Source organism: Legionella busanensis (assembly GCF_900461525.1).
GTDB classification, from domain to species: Bacteria; Pseudomonadota; Gammaproteobacteria; order Legionellales; family Legionellaceae; genus Legionella_C; species Legionella_C busanensis.
Genome location: NZ_UGOD01000001.1, coordinates 1,238,928 through 1,259,634 on the forward strand (window position 1 = coordinate 1,238,928; position 20,707 = coordinate 1,259,634).

The following is a 20,707-nucleotide window of genomic DNA, read 5'->3' on the forward strand; positions in this document are numbered from 1 at the left end:
AATGACCGGGCAGCTGATTAGAATGGTCGTCTCTCTTTTCATGGTTGCCTTCTCCTATCTCATCGGGTTTAAAGGAGGGTTGCTTAACAATGGAAGGCTTATCTTTGAAATTAGTATTGATCCCATATACTTTAAAGCATTTACAATGGATAAGCATGGCTCTTTGTTGATTTAGCCTGTATTAGATTAGCCTGTACCACCAAGACCTGGTGGCGGCGCAGAAATATCTTCTTTGATCTTTGGATCTTCTTCCCGATCTGACGTTTTAAAGAAAGTGGACCTTTCAACCTCCTCTTTACGTTTTTTTTCCGCTTCTGCTTCTGCTTTTTCTATCGCTACTTTATGCTTATCTTTTGTCTCTTCCTTAGATTCAAGAACCATTCTTTGAAGAAAATCCATAGTGTCTTTAATAGGCAAATGAAGTCTATGCTTAGGTTCTACTTTAGATAAATAAGATTTCTCGTCAAAAAATTTCTTCTCATAAGAATTGAAAGGCGTATGAGGACTAACATAATTATGATAGTTCTCCTTAATTCTTGGAAGGATAAAATTAGCTAATAGCACTATGCTATTCTTGCTATCCTTATGGCAAGATAAATCATTTAATTCGTCATGTGAATTATGCTCACTAAAGAGTTTAAAGGTAAAATCAGCCAACATATTTTCATATTCTTTAAGTAAATCCATTTTTTCAGGGGTAAGTCCTGTTCTTAATGCAACTCTAACATCCCAAAGCATGGGCCCTACGTAATTAAGAATAAAGTGTGCACGTTCTTTAGATCCTAGAATTAAATATTTTCTATTATTTAATATAGCCTTAGAAAATTCCTCTTCTAGTAAGTTCTTTACTATTTTAGCTAAAGTCTCTTGGGCAGTAGCTTTAGTACTTGTATCTTTAGCTGTATCAGCTTTAACAATTGGTTCCAAATGTTCTTGTATCCATTTTATTTGATTGGTAAGCACTCCTTCGTTGAGGTTTTTGTAAACTCCCTGTAAAGGAACGTTTAAATCAGGATAATTAATAAAAAATTCTTGTAACACTATTTCTTTTTTTACATTATCTACATCTCGATTTTCTCTCAAAGCCACAGACATCAGTTTATAAGCAAAAGCGCCTTTTATTTTATCCACTAGTTGTCCTAATAATGGTTCTAATTCAGGTGATGAAAATTCTTTTTTTCTATTTTGATAAAAAATTTGCCACTCTGGACTTTGTTCAATTAGTTTAAAAAAATCTTCGATAAAAGATTTTGCAAAAATTTTTGTATTTTCATCCATTACTATCTCAGTCATAGATAATCGCTGTAAGGCATAATTAACCAATTTTGGATCTGCAAAAAATCTCTCCATTCCTTCTTGCATTATTTGTTCTGCGCTAAGAGGGGGGCTTTCTTTTTTTGTTTTTTCTTCAGTTATTTGCTGAGTAGTGCTTTCAATTACATTTTGTTGAACTGGCGGGGTATAGAGTCTTGCATCAGAAAACAAACGCCCTTTACTATTTATACCTTTTATATCTGATTTCCCTTGAAATGATAAAATGAAGTTTTGACCATTAAGTCTAGCTATTTCTTCTAGATAATCTACAACAAACTTTATTTGTTTTCTAACAGCCATCTCTACTGCTTTAGGCATCGGATGCTTAGAAGTTTCCTGCCTTGTCTCCATAATAATACCCTAAAAATGTACTAATTTTATACATTATAGCAAATAAATAACCCATTTATTAATGCAGTCTCAATTGAATTAGAAAGTATGTGTTATTAAATTTTTATACTACAATTCTTTAACCTTCTGTTGTATCAGTAAAATTGCTGGCGTAATATGCAGCTATTATTGAGATGGTGTTTAATTAAAAGGCAGTAAGCGTGGTTAAGAAATTAATAATTCTTTGTTTATATTTAGTAATCGTTGCCGTCAATGCCAAGCCCTTTATAGATAAAGAAGTTTTAAGAGCCATGCGAGCAGTGCATTTAGAGCAGCAAGGCATTTATCAATCATTACTTATTTTTTTAAAATCAGACGTTGAAAAAAATGCTTTTGTTAAAGTTATAGAAAAGGATCCAAGCTTTTTATTGACACCTCTTGATTTTATGCCAGCGGTGGTCGTGACTTTTTTACCAACAGATAAAATTTATAAGAAAATAACTTCCTTTCCGGGCGTGCTTTATGTTGCTCTTAACAAACCGGCTGCTGAAAAAGTGGAAATTAGTCCGCATTCTAGCAAACCTAAAGTGCCTTTTCGGTATCCTGGTATCGATTTATGGTGGGAGCATGGGTTTGATGGTCATAAGGGCGTATTAGGCTTAATAGACTCAGGTATTGCAGCTGATCATCCGGCATTGTCAACTAAAAAAATTATTATTAATAAAACGCTAAGTTCGCACTATATTGACTATCCTTTTGGTGTTCGTACCGCACATGGCACTGGTGTTGCTTGTATTTATGCAGGATTGCCCCTTGAAAATACCCAATATTTACGAGGCGTTGCTTACAAAACGCCTATCATTTTATCTACCTTGGCAGGAGAAGGGACAGCTCATATGCACCAGTTTGCGCTGACTTATTCTGGCTTAAATTGGCTTTTATCCTCTCAATATCAACCTACGGTCATTAACTATAGTTTTGGTAATGGTAATGTCACATGTCATGCCTGCCGTGATTGGAGTGGATTCAGTAAAGTTGTAGATTATATTGTTAATCAGAAAAAAATATTATGGGTCACTTCAGCAGGAAATAATGGCTATATTAAGCAAAAAAGGAAACCGCCCTTTGTTTCGACTATGACAGTACCTGCTGAAAGTTATAATGCCTTGACTGTCGCTAATATGAATATGTATAGCAATAATGATGCAACGACTCGCAAATTCGATAGGCAAAGTCATGCCATTTATTATACTAGCAGCCGTGGTCCTACTCTTATTGGGCGAAAAAAACCGGATATTGCAGCCCCTGGTAATGATACCTGGACATGTGCGCCTAATCCTAAGAAATATCAATTACATTACCTAAAATCGATGCATTATAAAAATGGCTATCGTTTCATGGGTGGCACAAGCTCTGCAGCCCCTCATGTAGGTGGTGCTGTACTTTTACTAAATGATGCTGGTATTACCAATCCTCTGGCTATTAAAGCTTTATTAATTAACAGTGCAGATACCTGGACAGATAGCAATAAGCCTGGCCCTGATGATCCTAATTTTCCTTATCAAGGCGGCCATCGCCAAATAGTCGGCTCTGAATGGAATCCTACTTACGGCTGGGGCTATATGAATTTGCAAACAGCCTTTTATCAAAGAAAATTTATTGTTGAGGATAATTTATCAGCTAAAAAACCTGGGCTAGAATATCGCATAAAAATGCGTTATCAAGATAAGGTGACCTTAGTTCACGAGCGACGCGTGGGTTTTAATAAAAAGGGCCAATTATGGCGATTAAGTCATTTAACATTAGAAGTTTTAGACGCCTTAAATGGCAAGTTACTTGCGAAAGATGATAGCTCTATTGATAATGTGCACCAAGTATCGCTTTGTAATGCGTTTAATTTAAGTCGTTGCTTTAAGATTGCACCTAGAGAAGTTATAGTAAGAGTAAGCTTAAAAAGCTCAAGTATTGATGGTAGTTCTAAAGAGTCCTTTGCCTTGGCATTACCTACAAATATAAATAAAAGTAAGAATTTAGAGGGAAAATAATATGGAACTGGATATTATTACCTACGAAGAATTACTCGATCCCACCTTCAATGCAAGGCAAATAGAAAAACCTCTCTTAGATAAGGGCGTTTTGGGTGTCAGTCACGTTCCTCATTTTGAACTTAAATATAAAGAATATATTAACGTAGCTAGGCAATTTTCCCATCTAAATGAATCTATTAAAAAACAATACGCGCCTAGTTTGGATTCTAGCTCAACAGGGGGCTATGAAGTAGGAGCTGAATGGTTTAAAAATGAAGAGGGCGAATGGCAAATTGACGCTCAAAAAGCGTCTTACTATGCCTCTATTCCTGATAATCCCTTAAATAAATGGCCATTTGAAATCAATTTAAAAAAAGCTTATCTTGAATTAGGTGAATTAATCTTTGCGATTGGCAAGAGGTTGTTAAACAAAATTGGCTTAAATGAGCAAGCCGGTTTAAATCACGATTTGCTACGCGGTTTTGGTAGAATGCTCCATTATCAAAGGGCGACAGATTCGTCTGAGAAAAAAGATAATTGGTGTGGTGCGCATTATGATCATGGTTTATTTACAGGTTTAACGCCAGCTTCTTATTTTAAAGACAACGAAGAGGTTAATGAGCCAAAAGAAGCAGGTCTATATATTCTTCCCCATAACAGTCAACGTTTTGAGAAAGTAGAATTACCGCATAAAGCCATTACATTATTTCAAGTAGGCGAATTTGCCCAGTTGCTCTCCCATGACCGCTTTACAGCAACAAAACATATGGTGAAAAGGGCACCTGCGGGCATTGAGCGCTTTACTTATGCTTTGTTTTTTTCCCCAGCAGAAAAGATGCTAATTAAGTCAAATTCTTTATTAACAAAAGATTTAAGATATAGTGAGAATCAAACAGCAGAAGGTTATCTTCATTATAAAGATTGGGATAAAGCTTCTCTTAAACTTTATCAAGCGACTTGAAAAAATTCAGTAAGATTCCTAATGTTGATTAACATAAAAACGAGAATGAGTGTACAACCACATTAATGCGGCAGATAAAAGCAACAGTGTGCCTCCTATTAAAATTAAACCAAAAGTACCAATTATAGGTAAAAGATTGGCGCTAAGGCCTGTTATCGCCCATGCCATAGCCATTAACGCCCCTGAAAGTCCCATAACCCAACCTTGGGCAGATTTATCAACACTGTCTGAGAATGCTGTTAAAAGAGCAGTATAAGCAATCATATCAAACGCACTAATTGGCAGGGCCAAGAGCCAAATTTGCCATTCTTTTGTGCTAAATACCGTTAATAAAAGGCCAATTCCAACAATAAAAAGACAAATAATGGCAATGGTATTAACTTGCCAAACACGCAGCATAAATCGCATGCCTATGGTTAGAGAAATAACGAAACAAAAGCCAATAAAGGCATTAAATGCGCCTAGCTGCCAACTTGTATAGTCAAAATTCGTATTTAATAACACTAAAATAAATTGAAAATAAATACTAAATCCTAATTGCATTAATAAAAAAATTATCATAAGCCAGCGAACACTTTTATGCTTTAATCCTTCCATGAAAATATGAATAGGGCGTAGTAAATTAAGAGGTTTTTGATTATGGCTGGTGTATGTTTCTTGAAAGCCGTATTGAATCCAAATGGCTGCAATTAAGGCTAATGTTGCAGAAATAAAGAAAGGGGTAGAAAAATTAAAATAAGAAGAGAGTGAATTATCAGAAAATACCCCTCCAATTAAAGGCCCAGCAACATTAGCAACGCTAAGGGCTAAGGTCATAATGCTCATATTAGCAGCTTTATTATCCGCTGTACTAATATCAGCAATGGCAGCTTGTGCAATAGGTTGACTGCCCGCCATCAATCCTGAAAAAGCACGGCCTAACATTAATAAAAAAATACTGGTAAATAAAACACTTAATCCCATTAATAAAAAGCTAATGAAAAGGCCTAACATACAAATTAAAATTACCTTTTTTCTGCCCCAATTATCTGATAAATCGCCCATAAAAGAGGCACCAAAAAACATACAGAAAGAGTAAAGCATATAGCCTAATCCCAAATAAAAATGGCGCATATTAATTGATAAATGAGACGAAAATACGGAGTTGGGATCAGTAAACATGGCGGTCATAATGGGATACACTAACCCAAATCCCATACCGTCGACCACAATGGCTAACAAGCAAGGCAAGATTGTATAGTTAGTATTTTTCATCAGTTATTTGTCTAAAGATCTCTTTGATAAATTATAGACTTTTTTACGCGCGAGCTTTAATCACTAATAAATTAATGTAATAGTTATATTTAGTTTAATATTTGATTGAAATTTTAGAAAAAAAGATGAATTTAAAATTAACTAAAAGTGCGCAAAGTGTTCAAGATGTTTTAACTAACCAAGGACTGCCATGTCGAGTGATTGAACTTTCTGAGAGCACCAGAACAGCAGCAGAAGCGGCAAGAACGATAGGTTGTTCAGTTGCACAGATTATAAAGTCGCTTATTTTTAAAACAAAAATAACAGAACGTCCTGTTTTGGTATTAGCTTCCGGGGCAAATCAAGTGAATGAAAAAATTATTAATGCATATATAGGTGAAAAAATAATTCGTGCAGAACCTGAGTTTGTACGAGATAAAACCGGCTTTGCAATTGGTGGGATTCCGCCTATTGGACATAAACAGCCCATTGATTTTATTTTTATTGACGAGGATTTACTTAATTTTGAAGAACTATGGGCAGCTGCTGGAACACCTAATGCCGTTTTTAGTTTAACGAGTAAAAACCTTGTTGACTTAACTAAAGGTATCATCCTTGCTATAAAATAAATTATTTAAATTTAAAAAAAGCTGATAAATGTAGGTTAAGGTTTCTTGTCAACTTAACGAATATGATTGCTTAGCACATTACCAATATTTATCTCTAAACTAGTTAAAGAGGCACTAAAGTTTATAGTTAGATCAAATAGTGATATTTTTTACTTTTATTTTGGTGTATTAACTAACCATATTGACTAAAAAATAAACAAAATGGTATAATGTCTCATTATTCAGTCAATTATGGATTAAATATGTATACGATCGATCAAATTATGCGCATGAATTATGTTATTGATTGCGCATTAGCTGATTATAAAAGAATTGACAATGTCGATGAATATGCATTTCAAGAATTTAAAAATTTCATAAAACAATTTCCGCCTCATGAAATTATTCAATTTAATAATTATCAAAAATTAAGTGTAGAATTCTTCAGAGATCTGCATAAAAGATTTTTACTTTCAAAAACGCCGAAGACTGTTCCAGCAAGCGGTAACAGACCAATACCACAGCCAGTGGTTCCAGAAAGAACAGAGCAATTAAAGGAAGAGAGATTTTATTCAGTAGTAAATTTGCTAGCTGAGGGTGCCCGCTTGGAATTTACGGCTCATTCATTAGCAGATTCTATTAATAGTTTTTTAGTTATCTATAAAAGAATGCTTAATACAAAGCATTCTTCATTCAAAGAATTTACGACTTTTTTAAATAAATTTGCCCCACAGGAAATCCTTTTCTTACTTAATATGAATGAAGTTGAACTCCACACTTTAAATAGAAAATTTGTTATGCCTGCATTTGCAACACCGGAAGTGATTAGGGCATCACAATTTTTAAGTACCTTTAACTTGTTAATTTTAAATGATGAAATTAAAAGGGATATAATTAGCCTTCTAGAGGTTAATAGGGCAGATTTAATGCCAGTTTTACGAAATGCAGTAGTTGATTTGATTAAAATAATTACTTTACTAAATAAATCAAATCCAAATAAATTGCTATCTAGTGATATGATTTTTCGAGAGCCTTTAGTAATGGCACACTTGCAAGTAGTTAAAAGTCAGCTCCAGCAATTGAGTCCTTTATTGAATGATATTAATGATTTTGCACATGAACTTTTTCAAACAGTGAAGCCACCTGTCTCAGCAGTAATAACAACGATAGTGAATAACCCTCATTCACATGAAATAGGTAATCACATAGGTACAAGTGATGATCCTAATTTGTTAACTGAAGAAGAATTGCGTCAATCAGCAATGGTGTATTATACGCAACTAACTGACTTAATTGAGCCTGATTTAGGAGCTGTTCAGCCAGATGAATTAAATTCCTTGAATAATAGTTTAGATACTAATCAACCTGAGGTGATTGATTTATCAAGTGTAGATGAGGCTGTTCCTAAGCCCGTAAAAAATAGTTTTGTAAGAAAGAGAGGATATGAAGAAAAGCAAGATGAAAAAAGAAGAAAAACTTTAGAAAGCACTTCTCAAAATTTTTTACAGCATAATAGAGCAAATTCAAAAACTGCTTCTCAACCTACTTTTTCAAACGGTGCAGGATTTTTTGGAGCATCTGTATCTAATGTTCAACAGGCTGAGAAATTATCTGTTACAGATGAGAGTACTACAGCTAGAGGCCCCTTGGCATTTGGCAAACCGTGTTACGATCTTAATGCATTTCTTGAGAACATAAATGATGAGCGTACTTCAGGCCAACTAACATTTGGCAAACCACACGGCGATCTTGAACCACTTTTTGAAGATGCAACAAGCAAGAGTGCAAGAAAACGAAAACCTGAAGCAATATCTTATTTTGCAAAACGGATAGAGGAAGACAAAGACACAGCAGATAATTCCTCTGAAGATATCGGCTATAGATAGAGTTTAAAAGGATATTGTGCAAAGAGAAATTAATTTTTTTCTTATAGTTGTGGGTGGCACTATACGCTTTCCTGTTATTGCTCTGCCAACGTCTATTGGTATGGTGCTTCCTTTCAAGATCCTTCCGCATGTTTAGGTATACTAATTAGCCATTATCTGGCTTTATGGTAAATAATATTGATATTAGGTTTTTAGCAAGATTTGCTGCAGTAAAGCTTCTAAGCGCCTTACTTTCAATATCTCGTAGTAAAGAAATTTTTTAAAAATAACCTAAATCCAACTAGAGGTTAATTATTTAGCACATTACCTTATTTATTTTAATAACTATTAGAGCGTAAAGATTTCTAAATTTATCTAAATTTATTTCTTATTGAAATAAATATAAATAAGTAAGTGCACGGCAAATATTTTTTGTTGTGCAAAATGGAAATCATTTGCTTAAAAAAGCACGTTAAATGGTTAAGAATTTAAATAAGAATTGTATGAATAATTATATTCTTTCAAAACAGTCCTATATCTTAAAGAAATGTATAAGTTTTAGTATTTTTACAAGTATAAACGATAGAGGGGTCTCTTTATTTGAGTTTAGTATGTATTGATCATTATTTTAAAAAATGTACAAAAATAATAATAAATAATCATATTGATCATAAATTACACAAATGGTATAATATCTCAAGGTTAAATGATTTGTGCGGAGTTATTATGGTTACCACTGTTAAAAAAAATATCGATAAATTCTTAGCTATTTATGAACAGATGTTAAGTTATTATAATAAAATTAATTTAAAAAGAGAGGAAGATTATCAGGCAGTTGAAGAATTTAAAGAATATATCAAATCCATTGATCCTCAAAAAATATTAACTTATCTAAATTTGAATGAAGTAAAGCTAGATCAATTAAACGCTAATTTTTTTATGGTAGAATTTGCAGACCAGAAAACAAAAAATGCAGTATTTTTATTAAATATCCTTCACCGGGATTTATTATCTGCTCAAGTCTTAAGTAGAGCCACCCAACACTCAATAGATTTAACGAATGCATTTGTGCAAAATGATTTTGCAGGTCCAGTCAGTACTGTAGCGCCTTCCTTAAGTGCCCCTGTTGAAAACTCTATAGATGAGTTTTTAAAAATTTATCAAGTAATGGATGAGGTAGAGGAAAATGCATTTCAGGAATTTAAAGCTTATGTGCAACAATTTCCATCGCAAGTTACTTTAAAATTTTTAAATGTAAGTAAAGAAGAGTTAGAGCAGTTAAATTTTAATTTTTTTACCCCAGCGTTAGCGGATGATAAAATAGTAGCTATGACATTAAGTTTAAGGGAACTTCATATAGAATTTTTAAGTAACAAAATGGTTAAACCTTATCGTGTCGTGGCTACAGAGTCACCCCAGCCTCAGCCCTCTATTCCGAGGGTTAATCCAAATATGTTTAATTTTGGACAACCAGGATTATTTAAAACACCTCAGCAGCTTTGCTCACAACAGCCGAATGCTACTTATGCAAATGCAGGCAGGACAGTAAAAGTAGTTGATTTAACAACTCAATATACTGAAGATCAATATAATGAAGCTGCTGCTAACCCTCAATCCAACAAAAGGCGCGCTGCAGATAGTATAGATAGTAGAAAAGGTAGAAAACTCGTCCAAACTGCCGAGCCGGCGATGTCTCAACGACATTATAGCAATGCAGTACCTAATACAGCGGTGCCGCCTCACACTAACGTAGTTAAAGGTGTGGTAAGTGGCCAAAGTGGTTCTTATCCTTCATCTAATAGGTATTCTCAATTCTCTAACCCGGTAATTACTCATACAGAGTCAAGTAAAACTTCGGGTGAAATAGATAAAAATTATAAATCAAAATCAGAGGTTGAAGACATGCAATTTGTTGGCTGGGACTTGACTAAGTATTTATGATTTACCCTAAAAAAATCTGTTTAGTAGGTTTCTCAGACTCTATTAAAACCTTTGCTAAAGAAGCATTGATTTTCTTTAGAGCCTTAAGAGAAGCCTGCTCACTTTTTATAATTAATTCAAAGATAGCTGAAATAATTGGATTGGATTTTTGAATAGAATTAGCAGAAAAAAACGGACGACCGCTGGCAACTGTAGTTAACCTATTAGAGATTGAGCCTTCTGCTAGCTCAGGCGTTTCATTTGGCCAAGACTTGTGAAAAGAAATTTCTTTATTTTTAAATGCGGCAATTTCTTGGGCAGCTTTGGCAATATCCATTTTACCTTTTAAAAATTGTTTAACCCATTTTTGTTGGGGTTCAGGCATAGGCTCTTCACTTAAATTTCTCAATAATAGCTTAGTAGTATAATAAATAAGTTGTTGTTGCACGCGTTTCTCTAAATTATTAACTGCACTTTGTCTTTTTGATGTAATTTTTGATTGTTGATGATATCGATTCCACTCATCAATAGCTTTTTGGATATTTAAAAGCAAGTCGCAAGTATATTCAGGATTAGTATATTGTCCATATTTTGAAAATTTTTCAATTTCTTGATTTAATTTTAGAGTTTGAACTGAAAGAGTACTAAAAAACACAAAACTTTCTTTCTGCCATAAGACTAACTCATTATTAATTTGAGCTTGCATCTTATAGTGAGTATATAAGCTTGGTGCTGCTGTTCCTAGATAATCAAGGGTTACGATACGAGGATCAATTTTATTGATAAGACAAAAATCCTTAATCAGCGCCTCAAGTTCAGTGCAGTTAAAATCAGCATCGAAAACTCTTTCTTGATCTATCAGTCTAAAAAATGTTAATTTCGTTCGATTACTAATAATACCTATTACTTTAAAGAATAAATTAGCAAGCTGGGTTTGCTCATAGTCGGGTAAATAATGACCACTTCCACTATCCAGTAAGCCTGCTTCTCCCTGCTCAATTTCTATTTGACCAGCCATAAAAAGAGGTATCCTAGCATAAGAGTCAGAAAAAGATGGGTGTAGAATGGCTTTTGGATTAAAAAAAATTGATGTTCTTTGTGGCGCAAGACTTGGGCCTACAAACATACTACCATTTATATGAATCGTATAAATACCGCGCTTAGGGTAATCTTGCGACCTTTTGAAAAAATCATCAAAAGCTTTAAGCGTTAAATGCTTAGTAGATGCATATTCGAAAGTTAATCGTTTATTTTCACCATTTTCTATATTGGTTAGCTTAAGGAGTTTGCCTTGATAAGGTATCACCCGAAATTGTTCTAATTCTTCAAGGTTATAATGTGCTTCTTCAATATCACTCTCTTGTCGATAAGCCCAAAAATCATCTTCAGATTTGTTACGACCGCCAAGTTTTAGTAGGTTTTTACTGCTTTTTAATTTTTTAAAAAAAGTAGCAAACGTACTTTTTATATCAGCATCTGATTGCTGTTTTACACTTTGAAATAAGGCAAAAAGGTCATTACTTAAATCGCCTGGTTCAGGGCGAATCCAAGGCATATAATAGGGATCAAATTTTTTTATTTTCTCTCGTGCTGTAACTTTTTCGCGAATTTTAACTTCATCATCTTCATTAATTATGTGGCCAATGACAGCTAATATCGAGGTATTAAGCTCAGTATAAATTGCCCCCTCTAGTTTATTATTTTCAAGAAAATTTAATAATTCTGTTAGCTTATCGAATTGAGTATAGATGGTTTTAGCTTCATAAATATTTTTAAGTAGCTCTACGATGTTATTGTCGCTAGAACTACCTGACATTTTCTTGTGCCAATCATTGACTGATAAAAGAACTGGAAAGGGCATGATTAATTAAAAACAGTACAGTTGGACTATTTTAATACTAATTTATTAAATTATTATTAACTCTATCCGTTAATTCCCTTTCTTTACCCCTATTTCACGATTTACTCGTGGAATTTAAGTTGGGATACCCTAGCGGATTCCCCGGACAAGCCGTGGGACCTAAGCATGGCAGGTTTGTTTTTTTAGCTAATGAAATTTTCTTTGGTTTCAAGTGCAGTTAAAAATTACAGTTCTCTCATACATACGTCCTGCGACTTGTTCGCGGGATCTAGATCTAGCCATTTAATCAGAGCTTGCAATAAAAAAATTTACGAGCATATTTTCAATTAGATATCTATTTTAATTTGCCTAATATTGGGATTAAGCTTTAATATTGCTTAATGTAAGTAAGTCGTTTTAACTGTTTTATGCAAACTAAAATTACTGTTAGACCTTATCAAGAAGTTGATGCGCCAGCGCTTGCTGCTATCTATTATAATACTATTCATCAAGTAAATAGCCGAGATTATTCGTCTGAACAAATTAATGCATGGGCTCCGGAGCTCTCTCTACAAGCTGAACGCTGGAAGCCTAAATGGAAAAGTATTATTCCTTTAGTTGCCATTTGTGACGAAAAAGCTGTTGGCTTTGCTGAATTTGAACCTACCGGTCATATAGATTGTTTTTATGTACATCATAGCTATCAAGGACAAGGTGCAGGTAAAGCATTAATGTTTGAAATTGAGGATAAAGCTAAGCAAGAGCAAATTCCGCGCCTCTATGCAGAGGTAAGTATTACGGCAAAACCCTTTTTTGAAAAATGTGGGTTTGTTGTTGTTAAACAACAACAAGTGCTAATTCGAGGTTATGAGTTAACGAATTATAGAATGGAAAAGCGGTTAATATATGATCAGGTCATTATCCACGAACTTAAAGATGAAAAGATACCTGATATAGTAAAGGCATTTAAAGAATCTAATTGGACTTTAAAATCTTCTTTATTATTTAAACAATATTTACAAGAACAACAGCAACAAAAACGTCTGATTTGGCTTGCTTATTATGGTGATTATTTTGCAGGTTACATTACTCTAAAGTGGCAATCTAATTATCCTTTTTTTCAAGAAAATAAAATCCCTGAGATTATGGATTTAAATGTATTACCTAAATTTAGACAATTAGGAATTGGATCTTTGCTTTTAAACAAAGCAGAAGAAAAGAGTATAATAAAAAGTAGCTATGTTGGTATTGGCGTTGGCCTTTATGCTGATTATGGTGCTGCACAGCAGTTGTACATTAAGCGCGGATATATACCCGACGGACGTGGAACTACTTTTAATTATAAAGCGACTCTACCTGGCGAGAGTTATCCTGTCGATGATGACTTAATCCTTTGGTTAACTAAGAAATTACGGTGAAAGGAATACTTTTTGCCAAGTATTATGAAGTTTTTGATAGGAAATAACATCGGATAGTTCATCAGTTCGATAAGTATAAAATACAAAGTGGTTGAATATTAGCCTAAAACCACAGTAAAAAGGACTCATAGGGATCGTTGTTTCACCATATTGTTGTGCAAGCTTTCTTCTTTTTTCTTCGAGTAAAGCTTTACTTGCGATAGGCTGCCCAGAAGTAGGTGCATAGCTGTGAAAGCGAATCTGAGCAGAAGGAGAATAAGTTTGCCAATAATTTTGATTTTCCTCAACAGATAAGGCTTCAATAGGACCTTTAAGAATTACTTCCCGTTGAAATAGTTCAAACCAAAAAACAATACAAGCAAAGGGATTTTCACTCAGTGCAATAACTTTTTTAGTTGGTTTTTGAGTGAAGAATAGAAGGCTTTGGTCAGTAATCTCACGAATAGCAACGACACGGCCTTGAGGGCTAGATTGTCTATCAGTGGTGCATAAAACTGCTTGTTGCGGATTAGGTGCGCCAGCGTGATGTTCTTCTTCTAACCAAAGGTGTAGTAATTTAATTGGATGCGACATAATGTATATGTATATTCCTTTTAAAAATAAATTATTTTATTGATAAAGGCGAGCCATAAAAATAAGATCTTCATAAACGCCATCTATATAGACCCCTTTTTTATGAATACCTTCTATTTCAAAGCCAAATTTTTTATAAAGGGAAAGTGCGTTTTGATTATGTTCCCGAACGGTTAATTCAATACGCGTTAAACCTTTTTTTTGCGCTTTTTCTAGGGCTGCTTTTATTAATTGACTGCCAATGCCCATGCCCCGATAGGGGGCTAAAATGCCAATGCCTAATACGCCCCGATGTGCAAAAATCGGTCTATCTAAACCTGTAATATCACACCAGCCAATAATTTTCTCTTCTGCAACAGCTAATAAATGAGGCCAATTTTCGTTAATATTTTTTGCAACAAAATCTATTGTGGTATCAATAGGTGGACCCTCTAAAAAGGCTAAATATTTACGTTCTCGCGCTACGCTGTCAACTGCCAACCAAAAGTCATTAATATGTTTCTTTTGAATAGAAATGATTTGATAATCTATCATGTAAAACCTTTTACTAGCTTCTCATCTTATTGTAATAATATAACAGTCTTAATGGTTGAGGGGTAACTGTATTAATTGTCATTTTTGAGCAGGGGAATTTATTTGGCAAGATAAAGCGACGTCATAAAGTAAACTAAACATAGATTAGACAAACATACTAATTTTCAATTGATTTATTATAATCCTGCTCTACCGTTATCCTTTTAAAGAAAATACAAAAAATCATTGGAATTTATTTAAACCTTTAGTTAAGGTTCGTAAGCTTTTGCATTGCGTTGTGCGTGGTAAATATGAAGCTATGCAATCCTTATTGCAAGAAGATACAAGCTTGATTTTTAAAAAAGCTGAAGTTACAGATTATTCTGGTCGAACGTTTGGATTTATTAGCGCTTTTGAATATGCGCTTTGGGCTTTGGATAAAAGTTTATGGCAATTGATAATTAAGAGCTTACCGCTCTCTCAATTTTTTTTTGTCCAAAACCATCACAAGAATTCTATAATTGGACAACTCATAAATATGAAAATTGGTTTTCTGCTGAGTCGAAGTTAGGAAAACATTTTGCAATTTATAAAAGTTATATGGGGTATGCTGAAGGCATAGCAACAGGACATGGCTTTTTAAGATGTTTACTCGATTTAGCTGCTATGAAGGCCTTATATAAAATAAGAAAAAGAGATTTTAATAACCTTAAAGCGCAACTTGAAGAAAGAATAACAGACAATCAAAGTTTAGGTTTATCTTTTAATAACCATAACTCATGATTTTCTTTATGCTCATAAACAGGATTAAATCCTGCTTTACGATAACAAGCAATAGCTTGGTGATTATTTAAATCAGGTGTAACTAAAGCAGCAGCAAAATTAGGAAAGATAAACTGCTCCATTAGTAATACTAAGGCTTGCGAGCCTAACCCTTTATTAAGCGCTAAAGGCTCACCAATATACATATCAATTGCTACCAAGCTAGTTGGTAACTCCCTTAAATAATTTTCATTGATAAAGCGATGGGCATCATAATATTGAATATAACCAATTTCTTGTTGATTAAATTCAAGGATATAAGCATAGATAGGTTCTTTGGAGTTATCACTCTCTTTGTAACCATCAACATAGGTTGCGTATTTTTCTTTAATAAGGTTTAGATTCCAATCAATATCGCTATCCCACCAAGCTCTAACATGAGGTGTTTGTAGCCATTTCAGCAGTAAAGGGAAATCATAATTTTTAAGCGCTCGAAAGGAAATAGTCATAAATGGAAATTAGTTGCACTATATTATGATCAGTAGACAATTACTGATAGTTTATTTAAAAGATTTTATTAAACTGAATGTTACTGAGCAAGTGTATTAAATAATTTAGAAGGCTTAACTCATCACTTTTTTGACTTAATAAGTAAAAGCATGAAAGGAAAAATCAAGGTAAAAATCAGACCTAATATCATTATCCAATGAAATAAAGAGATACTCCGTGCGTCTAAATTCGCTGGGGCAATAAAGCCAGTGCTTAAAGCTAAAAGGGATGTAAGCGCACCAATTAACATAATAATTACGAATAAAATATTCCCTCCAGGCAAAACGAACCCTTCAGCTATGGTTGGCAGGTAACGTAAACGCACAGCTGAGACAAAAAGAATAATATAATAGATAAGTGATATTTGCGCTGCTAAGTCTAACAGTAACCAAAATGAGTCAATAATAGAGGGAAAAATTAAAAAAATAGTACTTACAAATGAGAAAATAAATGCTTCACAAATAAGTACGCCAATTGGCGCCTCATATCGATTTGTCTTTTGTAAAATGGATGCAACTTGATTTTTTTGACAGGCAATAGCCATGCTGCGCGTTGAACCTAACATCCATGCAGCTACACTACCAAGGTTGCCAATGAGTATTAAAAATAACACTAAACTAATTAAATAGGATAAATGAATAGAGTCAAAAAAAATAATTAATGCATCTAGTAAGCCCGTTACTACACTTAACTTGTTTAGAGGAATAATGGCAGCAATAGCGAGTTCAGCCGATAAAAGAAATATTAAAAGTAAAATACCGGCAATTAATAAGCTTAACGGATAATCTCGCTTAGGATTAACTACATTACCAGCATGCACTGCTGTGATCTCAATGCCAAAAAGAGAAATAACAATGGCGATTAATAGACTTAAATTATTTATATTGTTTAAATTAGGCAGCATTGATGTATGAGTAAAGCTAATTGCACTAGGCTGGCCTTTTAAACACCAGATTAAACCACCTAAAATAATTAAAATGATAGGAATAATGATCCCTAATATGCTACATGCGATACTTGTTCTACTAGAAAATTTTACACCTAAACAATTTAAACCAGTAAAAAACCAAAACAAAAAAACATTAAAAGTCACTATAAATAATTTATTTTGCGCTAATGATTTATTAAATAGGTAGGCAAAATTAGTGGCAATTAAGGAAAAAATGGAGGGATACCAAAGTAGGTTAGAAATCCATAAAATGGTTACAGTAAAAAAACTTACTTGCGGACCAAAAGCCTGCTCACACCAAATATAAGCTCCGCCTGTTTGCGGCCGAGTGGTAGCTAACTCAGCAACCATTAATGTGCAGGGTAGAAAAAATCCAATAATTGCAAAAAAATAAAGAAAAGGTAAAGAAGCACCATAACTAGCATTGGCAGGTAGTACTTGCAAATTGCCTACAATAGCAATTTGTAAAAGAACAAGCGAACTAACACGAAGAAATTTATATTGCATTGTTAAAAGGTTTATTATTTTGTCTTAAGATAAAAGTATAGGCAGATTATAAATACATAGTTGAGTTTTATTTTTTAAAATTAAAAATATTATATTGTTTAGAATGTAAATTAATTAGCGTCTCTTATCTTGCTAAAGATATTTTATAATTAAAAACTTATTGCTATAGAAACTATAAAAATATACGATTTTTAAATGAACATTAGCAATTAAAATTAATGGATAAAAATATATCTTCCAACAATTTAAGTTTAACTTGGCAAGTTTTAGTTGGAAGCTTACTGGGAATTTTAGCAGGTCTTTTTTTTGGTCCTTATACCAAAATACTTCGCCCAATTGGTGATGTGTATGTCATGCTTATGGAATCTGTCGTTTATCCTTATATTTTTGCATCTCTTTTACATGGCTTAGGGTCCATAACACCGAAAATTGCTACAAGAATATTTAAAAAAAATTGGGCTTTCTATCTCTTACTCATCAGTATAAGTTTTTTCATAATATGGCTTCTTTCTTTAGCTTTACCTGAAAGTAATTCTTCAATAATTGGGCCAAATGCGACAAGTTCTAATTCGGTTGAAGGTTTTTTAGAGCGGTTAATTCCAAATAATTTATTTTCTGCCTTAGTCAAAAATTATATGCCTGCTATTATCATTTTTTGTTTGCTGTTTGGCTTTGCTTTACAACATTACAAAGATAAACAATCCGTACTTGAAACGTTAAGCACTATAAAAGCAGCCTCTTTGCAAGTTTGGAACTGGATTATTTTGACCTCACCTTATGCTGCGTTTTCTTTAGTTGCCTATACTACAGGAACAATTTCTTTCACTACCTTTGAAAATATCGCGCTTTATTTAACTTTATTTTTTCTTGGCACTTTTTTACTTACTTTCTGGATTGTTCCTCTTTTAATAACAAGTTTTATTTCAATAACATATAAAGAAGTCATTCAATTACTGCGTGAAGCGCTTCTCATTGCTTTAGCAACTAGTTTATCTGTCGCAGCTTTACCTTATATTGAATCAGCGACTAAGTTATTGCTGCTAAGACATACAAGTAACTTAGATGAAGAGATGGAAAAAGTTACTGAAACAATTACGACGATGAGTTATCCATTTGGCCAAATAGGAAATTTATTTTTATATCTATTTATAATTTTTGCTTCTGTTTATTTTCAACATCCTATTTTTTTAGAAACATTGGGAAAATTATTTTTAATAATCTTAACTTATTTTTCGTCGCTAGGCTCACCTTCCTCAACAATAGACTCAGTGGGTTTCTTGGCAAATTGGACTTTCCTTCCTGTGCAAACAACTAGTCTTTTTGTTGAGTTGCTACCTATCACTCGTTATGGTCAAGTATTAACATCAGTAATGGGAATGGCATTTATAAGTATCGTTAGTAGTTTTGCTTATTTTCAACTTATTCATGTTAGATGGCGCGCGCTTATTTTCTGTATTTTGACCTCTGTATTTGCTTTATCAATACTATCTCTTATAAATGTTAAATTTAATGTATTTAATAAAATTACCCCTAATTCCATATTAAATTTTCGCTTGTCTCCGGAAATTACTGCCCATACCCAAGTAACATTTAATGCACCTACTCAACAAAGTTTCTCCAACTTAAATTCAAGTACGCTGCATCGGATTCGGCAAACTGGGGTGTTAAGAGTAGGGTACAATGAACATATGATTCCTTTTGTTTATTTCAATAAATATAATGAGCTGGTAGGATTTGATGTTGCTTTTATGTATGATCTAGCGAAAACTTTAGGCGTAGCAATAACTTTTATTCATTTTGACTTTTTTAATTTAATTGAGGACATTGAAGCTAATAAATTTGATGTTGCTATTGGATCAATTTATGTCATACCCAGCCGGCTGCTAAAAGCAAGTTACACCCAGCCCTATTTTCGCGACAGGCCTGCTTTTATTGTTAAAAAAGATAGGGTCGATGATTTTAAAGATGTTAATTCAATTGCTCAAATTCAAAATTTAAAAATAGCTGTGTTTAATGACCCAGTCATGATCCCACTTGCTAAAGAAAATTTTCCTAATGCAAAGTTTGTTATTATTCCAAACATGGACGCTTTAACACCAGAACTTGATGTTGATGGTGCTTTATGGACGCAAGAACACACTCAAGCTTGGGCTTCTGTTCATCCAGGTTATGCCTCTGTAACATCGCATGGATTAAAAAATCCTGCTCCTTTGTTAATGGCTTATATTTTACGGAAAGATGAGCAAGACTTCTTATGGTTTTTAAATTATTGGCTTAAGATTAAGGAAACAGACGGCTTTACACGACAAGAATATGAATATTGGTTATTAGGAAAACCAAGACCCTCTAGGGAGCCTAGATGGAGTATTATTCATAACGTTTTACATTGGGTGTAAAAAGGTTTTTATTATGTGACATATAAGAAACCAAGCTACTTTTATGTCACACTAAGGTTAATTGACCTGATAAACTTGGCCTGTTTGTGCGCCTTCTACACTTTTTGCAAACGCTTTAGCTACGGTTGCTGATGGAACAGGTATAAACCCTCTAAAAAAATCACCGTAACTATCCATGGATTCAGTTAAAACAGTAGGGCTTACTACATTAATTCGTAAACTCCTAGGAAGCTCGATTGAAGCTGCTTTAACAAAGCTATCGATAGCGCCATTAACTAGAGAGGCTGAAGCACCAAACTTAATGGGATCACGGTTTAAAATACCACTCGTTAAAGTAAATGAGCCGCTATCTACCACATAATCCATTCCTATCATTACTAAATTGACTTGGCCCATGAGTTTATTATTTAATCCTAAAGCCCAATTTTCATTGGTAAATTCTTTTAATGGACCGAAATGAACTTGCCCAGTTGTAGAAACAACAGCATCAACTTTACCAACTTGATGATACATCTCTTGAATTGATTCAAGTTGGCTAATATCAACTTGAATATCACCTTTGTTTCTGGCAGCTATAATGACTTCATGACGTGATAAGAATTCATTTGCCACAGCTTTTCCTAATGTGCCTGTACCACCAATAATTAATATACGCATTTATTTTCCTAAATAATCGTCAGTATTGATATTAATAATTGACTTTAAACTTAGCATAAAAAACTTGTACTAGTAAGTCTCGTAATATAGGTAGTCAAACATGAAAATAAAGTTTAGGGTAAGGCAAATTACCGCTCGCGAAGCGCTCGAGTTTATCTGGGTATACGCCAATTAAAAAATCACTAAGCCCATAAGAAAAAGGCTCTTCTTCTGTAAAAATCTTTTTTTGATTGACGAATGAGAAAAGTAAAAGGTCACCTTTGTATATTGCCACAGTTACATCAA

17 protein-coding genes are annotated in these 20,707 nt (G+C 33.6%); 8 read left to right on the forward strand and 9 right to left on the reverse strand.

Features of this window, described 5'->3' with window-relative positions:
- Positions 1 to 186: 186 nt before the first annotated feature.
- Positions 187 to 1,665 (reverse strand): hypothetical protein, encoded by a 1,479-nt coding sequence (locus tag DYH30_RS05640; RefSeq protein WP_115330710.1) that lies wholly within the window; start codon positions 1,663 to 1,665, stop codon positions 187 to 189.
- Positions 1,666 to 1,865: 200 nt separating this feature from the next.
- On the opposite strand from DYH30_RS05640, the gene DYH30_RS05645 reads away from it, so the two are divergent.
- Both DYH30_RS05645 and DYH30_RS05650 read left to right on the forward strand, forming a co-directional pair.
- A complete protein-coding gene (locus tag DYH30_RS05645) occupies positions 1,866 to 3,689 on the forward strand; it encodes a S8 family serine peptidase (RefSeq protein WP_115330711.1) in 1,824 nt (607 codons plus the stop codon).
- A gap of 1 nt (position 3,690) precedes the next feature.
- Complete coding sequence (locus DYH30_RS05650; RefSeq protein WP_115330712.1) at positions 3,691 to 4,632, forward strand: isopenicillin N synthase family oxygenase; 942 nt, start codon at positions 3,691 to 3,693, stop codon at positions 4,630 to 4,632.
- An 18-nt stretch (positions 4,633 to 4,650) separates the two neighbouring features.
- On the opposite strand, the gene DYH30_RS05655 is transcribed toward DYH30_RS05650, so the two are convergent.
- The gene (locus tag DYH30_RS05655) at positions 4,651 to 5,886 is read right to left on the reverse strand and encodes an MFS transporter (protein ID WP_115330713.1); all 1,236 of its coding nucleotides are present in this window, start codon (positions 5,884 to 5,886) and stop codon (positions 4,651 to 4,653) included.
- A gap of 125 nt (positions 5,887 to 6,011) precedes the next feature.
- On the opposite strand from DYH30_RS05655, the gene DYH30_RS05660 reads away from it, so the two are divergent.
- The 3 genes from DYH30_RS05660 (at position 6,012) to DYH30_RS05670 (ending at position 10,279) form a co-directional block, all read left to right on the forward strand.
- Entirely contained in the window at positions 6,012 to 6,494 is a 483-nt protein-coding gene (locus DYH30_RS05660) for a YbaK/EbsC family protein (RefSeq protein WP_115330714.1), read from the forward strand.
- 242 nt (positions 6,495 to 6,736) lie between these two features.
- Positions 6,737 to 8,359, forward strand: coding sequence for a hypothetical protein (locus DYH30_RS05665; RefSeq protein ID WP_115330715.1), 1,623 nt, complete (start codon positions 6,737 to 6,739; stop codon positions 8,357 to 8,359).
- A 705-nt stretch (positions 8,360 to 9,064) separates the two neighbouring features.
- The gene (locus DYH30_RS05670) at positions 9,065 to 10,279 is read left to right on the forward strand and encodes a hypothetical protein (RefSeq protein ID WP_115330716.1); all 1,215 of its coding nucleotides are present in this window, start codon (positions 9,065 to 9,067) and stop codon (positions 10,277 to 10,279) included.
- Between the two features lies 1 nt (position 10,280).
- Here DYH30_RS05670 and DYH30_RS05675 read toward each other — a convergent pair whose 3' ends face one another.
- Entirely contained in the window at positions 10,281 to 12,074 is a 1,794-nt protein-coding gene (locus DYH30_RS05675) for a hypothetical protein (protein WP_115330717.1), read from the reverse strand.
- 452 nt (positions 12,075 to 12,526) lie between these two features.
- On the opposite strand from DYH30_RS05675, the gene DYH30_RS18280 reads away from it, so the two are divergent.
- Positions 12,527 to 13,516, forward strand: coding sequence for a GNAT family N-acetyltransferase (locus DYH30_RS18280; RefSeq protein ID WP_115330718.1), 990 nt, complete (start codon positions 12,527 to 12,529; stop codon positions 13,514 to 13,516).
- On the opposite strand, the gene DYH30_RS05685 is transcribed toward DYH30_RS18280, so the two are convergent.
- Complete coding sequence (locus tag DYH30_RS05685) at positions 13,508 to 14,089, reverse strand: pyridoxine/pyridoxamine 5'-phosphate oxidase (RefSeq protein ID WP_115330719.1); 582 nt, start codon at positions 14,087 to 14,089, stop codon at positions 13,508 to 13,510. The genes DYH30_RS18280 and DYH30_RS05685 overlap by 9 nt on opposite strands.
- Before the next feature lie 36 nt (positions 14,090 to 14,125).
- Positions 14,126 to 14,623 carry a GNAT family N-acetyltransferase gene (locus DYH30_RS05690; RefSeq protein ID WP_174233262.1) on the reverse strand — a complete coding sequence of 166 codons (498 nt, stop codon included), beginning with the start codon at positions 14,621 to 14,623 and terminating at the stop codon, positions 14,126 to 14,128.
- Positions 14,624 to 14,900: 277 nt separating this feature from the next.
- On the opposite strand from DYH30_RS05690, the gene DYH30_RS05695 reads away from it, so the two are divergent.
- Positions 14,901 to 15,173, forward strand: a complete 273-nt coding sequence (locus DYH30_RS05695) for a hypothetical protein (protein ID WP_115330720.1) — start codon at positions 14,901 to 14,903, stop codon at positions 15,171 to 15,173.
- Positions 15,174 to 15,345: 172 nt separating this feature from the next.
- Here the strand turns inward: DYH30_RS05695 and DYH30_RS05705 are convergent, their stop codons facing one another.
- Complete coding sequence (locus DYH30_RS05705; RefSeq protein WP_115330722.1) at positions 15,346 to 15,873, reverse strand: GNAT family N-acetyltransferase; 528 nt, start codon at positions 15,871 to 15,873, stop codon at positions 15,346 to 15,348.
- A 122-nt stretch (positions 15,874 to 15,995) separates the two neighbouring features.
- Positions 15,996 to 17,369: an APC family permease gene (locus DYH30_RS05710; protein ID WP_115330723.1), complete on the reverse strand. Its 1,374-nt coding sequence runs from the start codon at positions 17,367 to 17,369 to the stop codon at positions 15,996 to 15,998.
- Positions 17,370 to 17,587: 218 nt separating this feature from the next.
- Here DYH30_RS05710 and DYH30_RS05715 point away from each other — a divergent pair, with 218 nt between their 5' ends.
- Positions 17,588 to 19,765 carry a cation:dicarboxylate symporter family transporter gene (locus tag DYH30_RS05715; RefSeq protein WP_115330724.1) on the forward strand — a complete coding sequence of 726 codons (2,178 nt, stop codon included), beginning with the start codon at positions 17,588 to 17,590 and terminating at the stop codon, positions 19,763 to 19,765.
- Between the two features lie 57 nt (positions 19,766 to 19,822).
- Here DYH30_RS05715 and DYH30_RS05720 read toward each other — a convergent pair whose 3' ends face one another.
- Positions 19,823 to 20,422, reverse strand: coding sequence for a short chain dehydrogenase (locus DYH30_RS05720; RefSeq protein ID WP_115330725.1), 600 nt, complete (start codon positions 20,420 to 20,422; stop codon positions 19,823 to 19,825).
- 94 nt (positions 20,423 to 20,516) lie between these two features.
- The gene (locus tag DYH30_RS05725) at positions 20,517 to 20,696 is read right to left on the reverse strand and encodes a hypothetical protein (protein WP_131740579.1); all 180 of its coding nucleotides are present in this window, start codon (positions 20,694 to 20,696) and stop codon (positions 20,517 to 20,519) included.
- Between the last annotated feature and the right edge of the window lie 11 nt (positions 20,697 to 20,707).

Bases quoted from the DNA above. Each gene is read 5' to 3' on its own strand.
- DYH30_RS05640 (WP_115330710.1), bottom strand. From the start codon at position 1,665: ATGGAGACAAGGCAGGAAACTTCTAAGCATCCGATGCCTAAAGCAGTA.
- DYH30_RS05650 (WP_115330712.1), top strand. From the start codon at position 3,691: ATGGAACTGGATATTATTACCTACGAAGAATTACTCGATCCCACCTTC.
- DYH30_RS05655 (WP_115330713.1), bottom strand. From the start codon at position 5,886: ATGAAAAATACTAACTATACAATCTTGCCTTGCTTGTTAGCCATTGTG.
- DYH30_RS05660 (WP_115330714.1), top strand. From the start codon at position 6,012: ATGAATTTAAAATTAACTAAAAGTGCGCAAAGTGTTCAAGATGTTTTA.
- DYH30_RS05665 (WP_115330715.1), top strand. From the start codon at position 6,737: ATGTATACGATCGATCAAATTATGCGCATGAATTATGTTATTGATTGC.
- DYH30_RS05670 (WP_115330716.1), top strand. From the start codon at position 9,065: ATGGTTACCACTGTTAAAAAAAATATCGATAAATTCTTAGCTATTTAT.
- DYH30_RS05675 (WP_115330717.1), bottom strand. From the start codon at position 12,074: ATGTCAGGTAGTTCTAGCGACAATAACATCGTAGAGCTACTTAAAAAT.
- DYH30_RS18280 (WP_115330718.1), top strand. From the start codon at position 12,527: ATGCAAACTAAAATTACTGTTAGACCTTATCAAGAAGTTGATGCGCCA.
- DYH30_RS05685 (WP_115330719.1), bottom strand. From the start codon at position 14,089: ATGTCGCATCCAATTAAATTACTACACCTTTGGTTAGAAGAAGAACAT.
- DYH30_RS05690 (WP_174233262.1), bottom strand. From the start codon at position 14,623: ATGATAGATTATCAAATCATTTCTATTCAAAAGAAACATATTAATGAC.
- DYH30_RS05705 (WP_115330722.1), bottom strand. From the start codon at position 15,873: ATGACTATTTCCTTTCGAGCGCTTAAAAATTATGATTTCCCTTTACTG.
- DYH30_RS05710 (WP_115330723.1), bottom strand. From the start codon at position 17,369: ATGCAATATAAATTTCTTCGTGTTAGTTCGCTTGTTCTTTTACAAATT.
- DYH30_RS05715 (WP_115330724.1), top strand. From the start codon at position 17,588: ATGGATAAAAATATATCTTCCAACAATTTAAGTTTAACTTGGCAAGTT.
- DYH30_RS05720 (WP_115330725.1), bottom strand. From the start codon at position 20,422: ATGCGTATATTAATTATTGGTGGTACAGGCACATTAGGAAAAGCTGTG.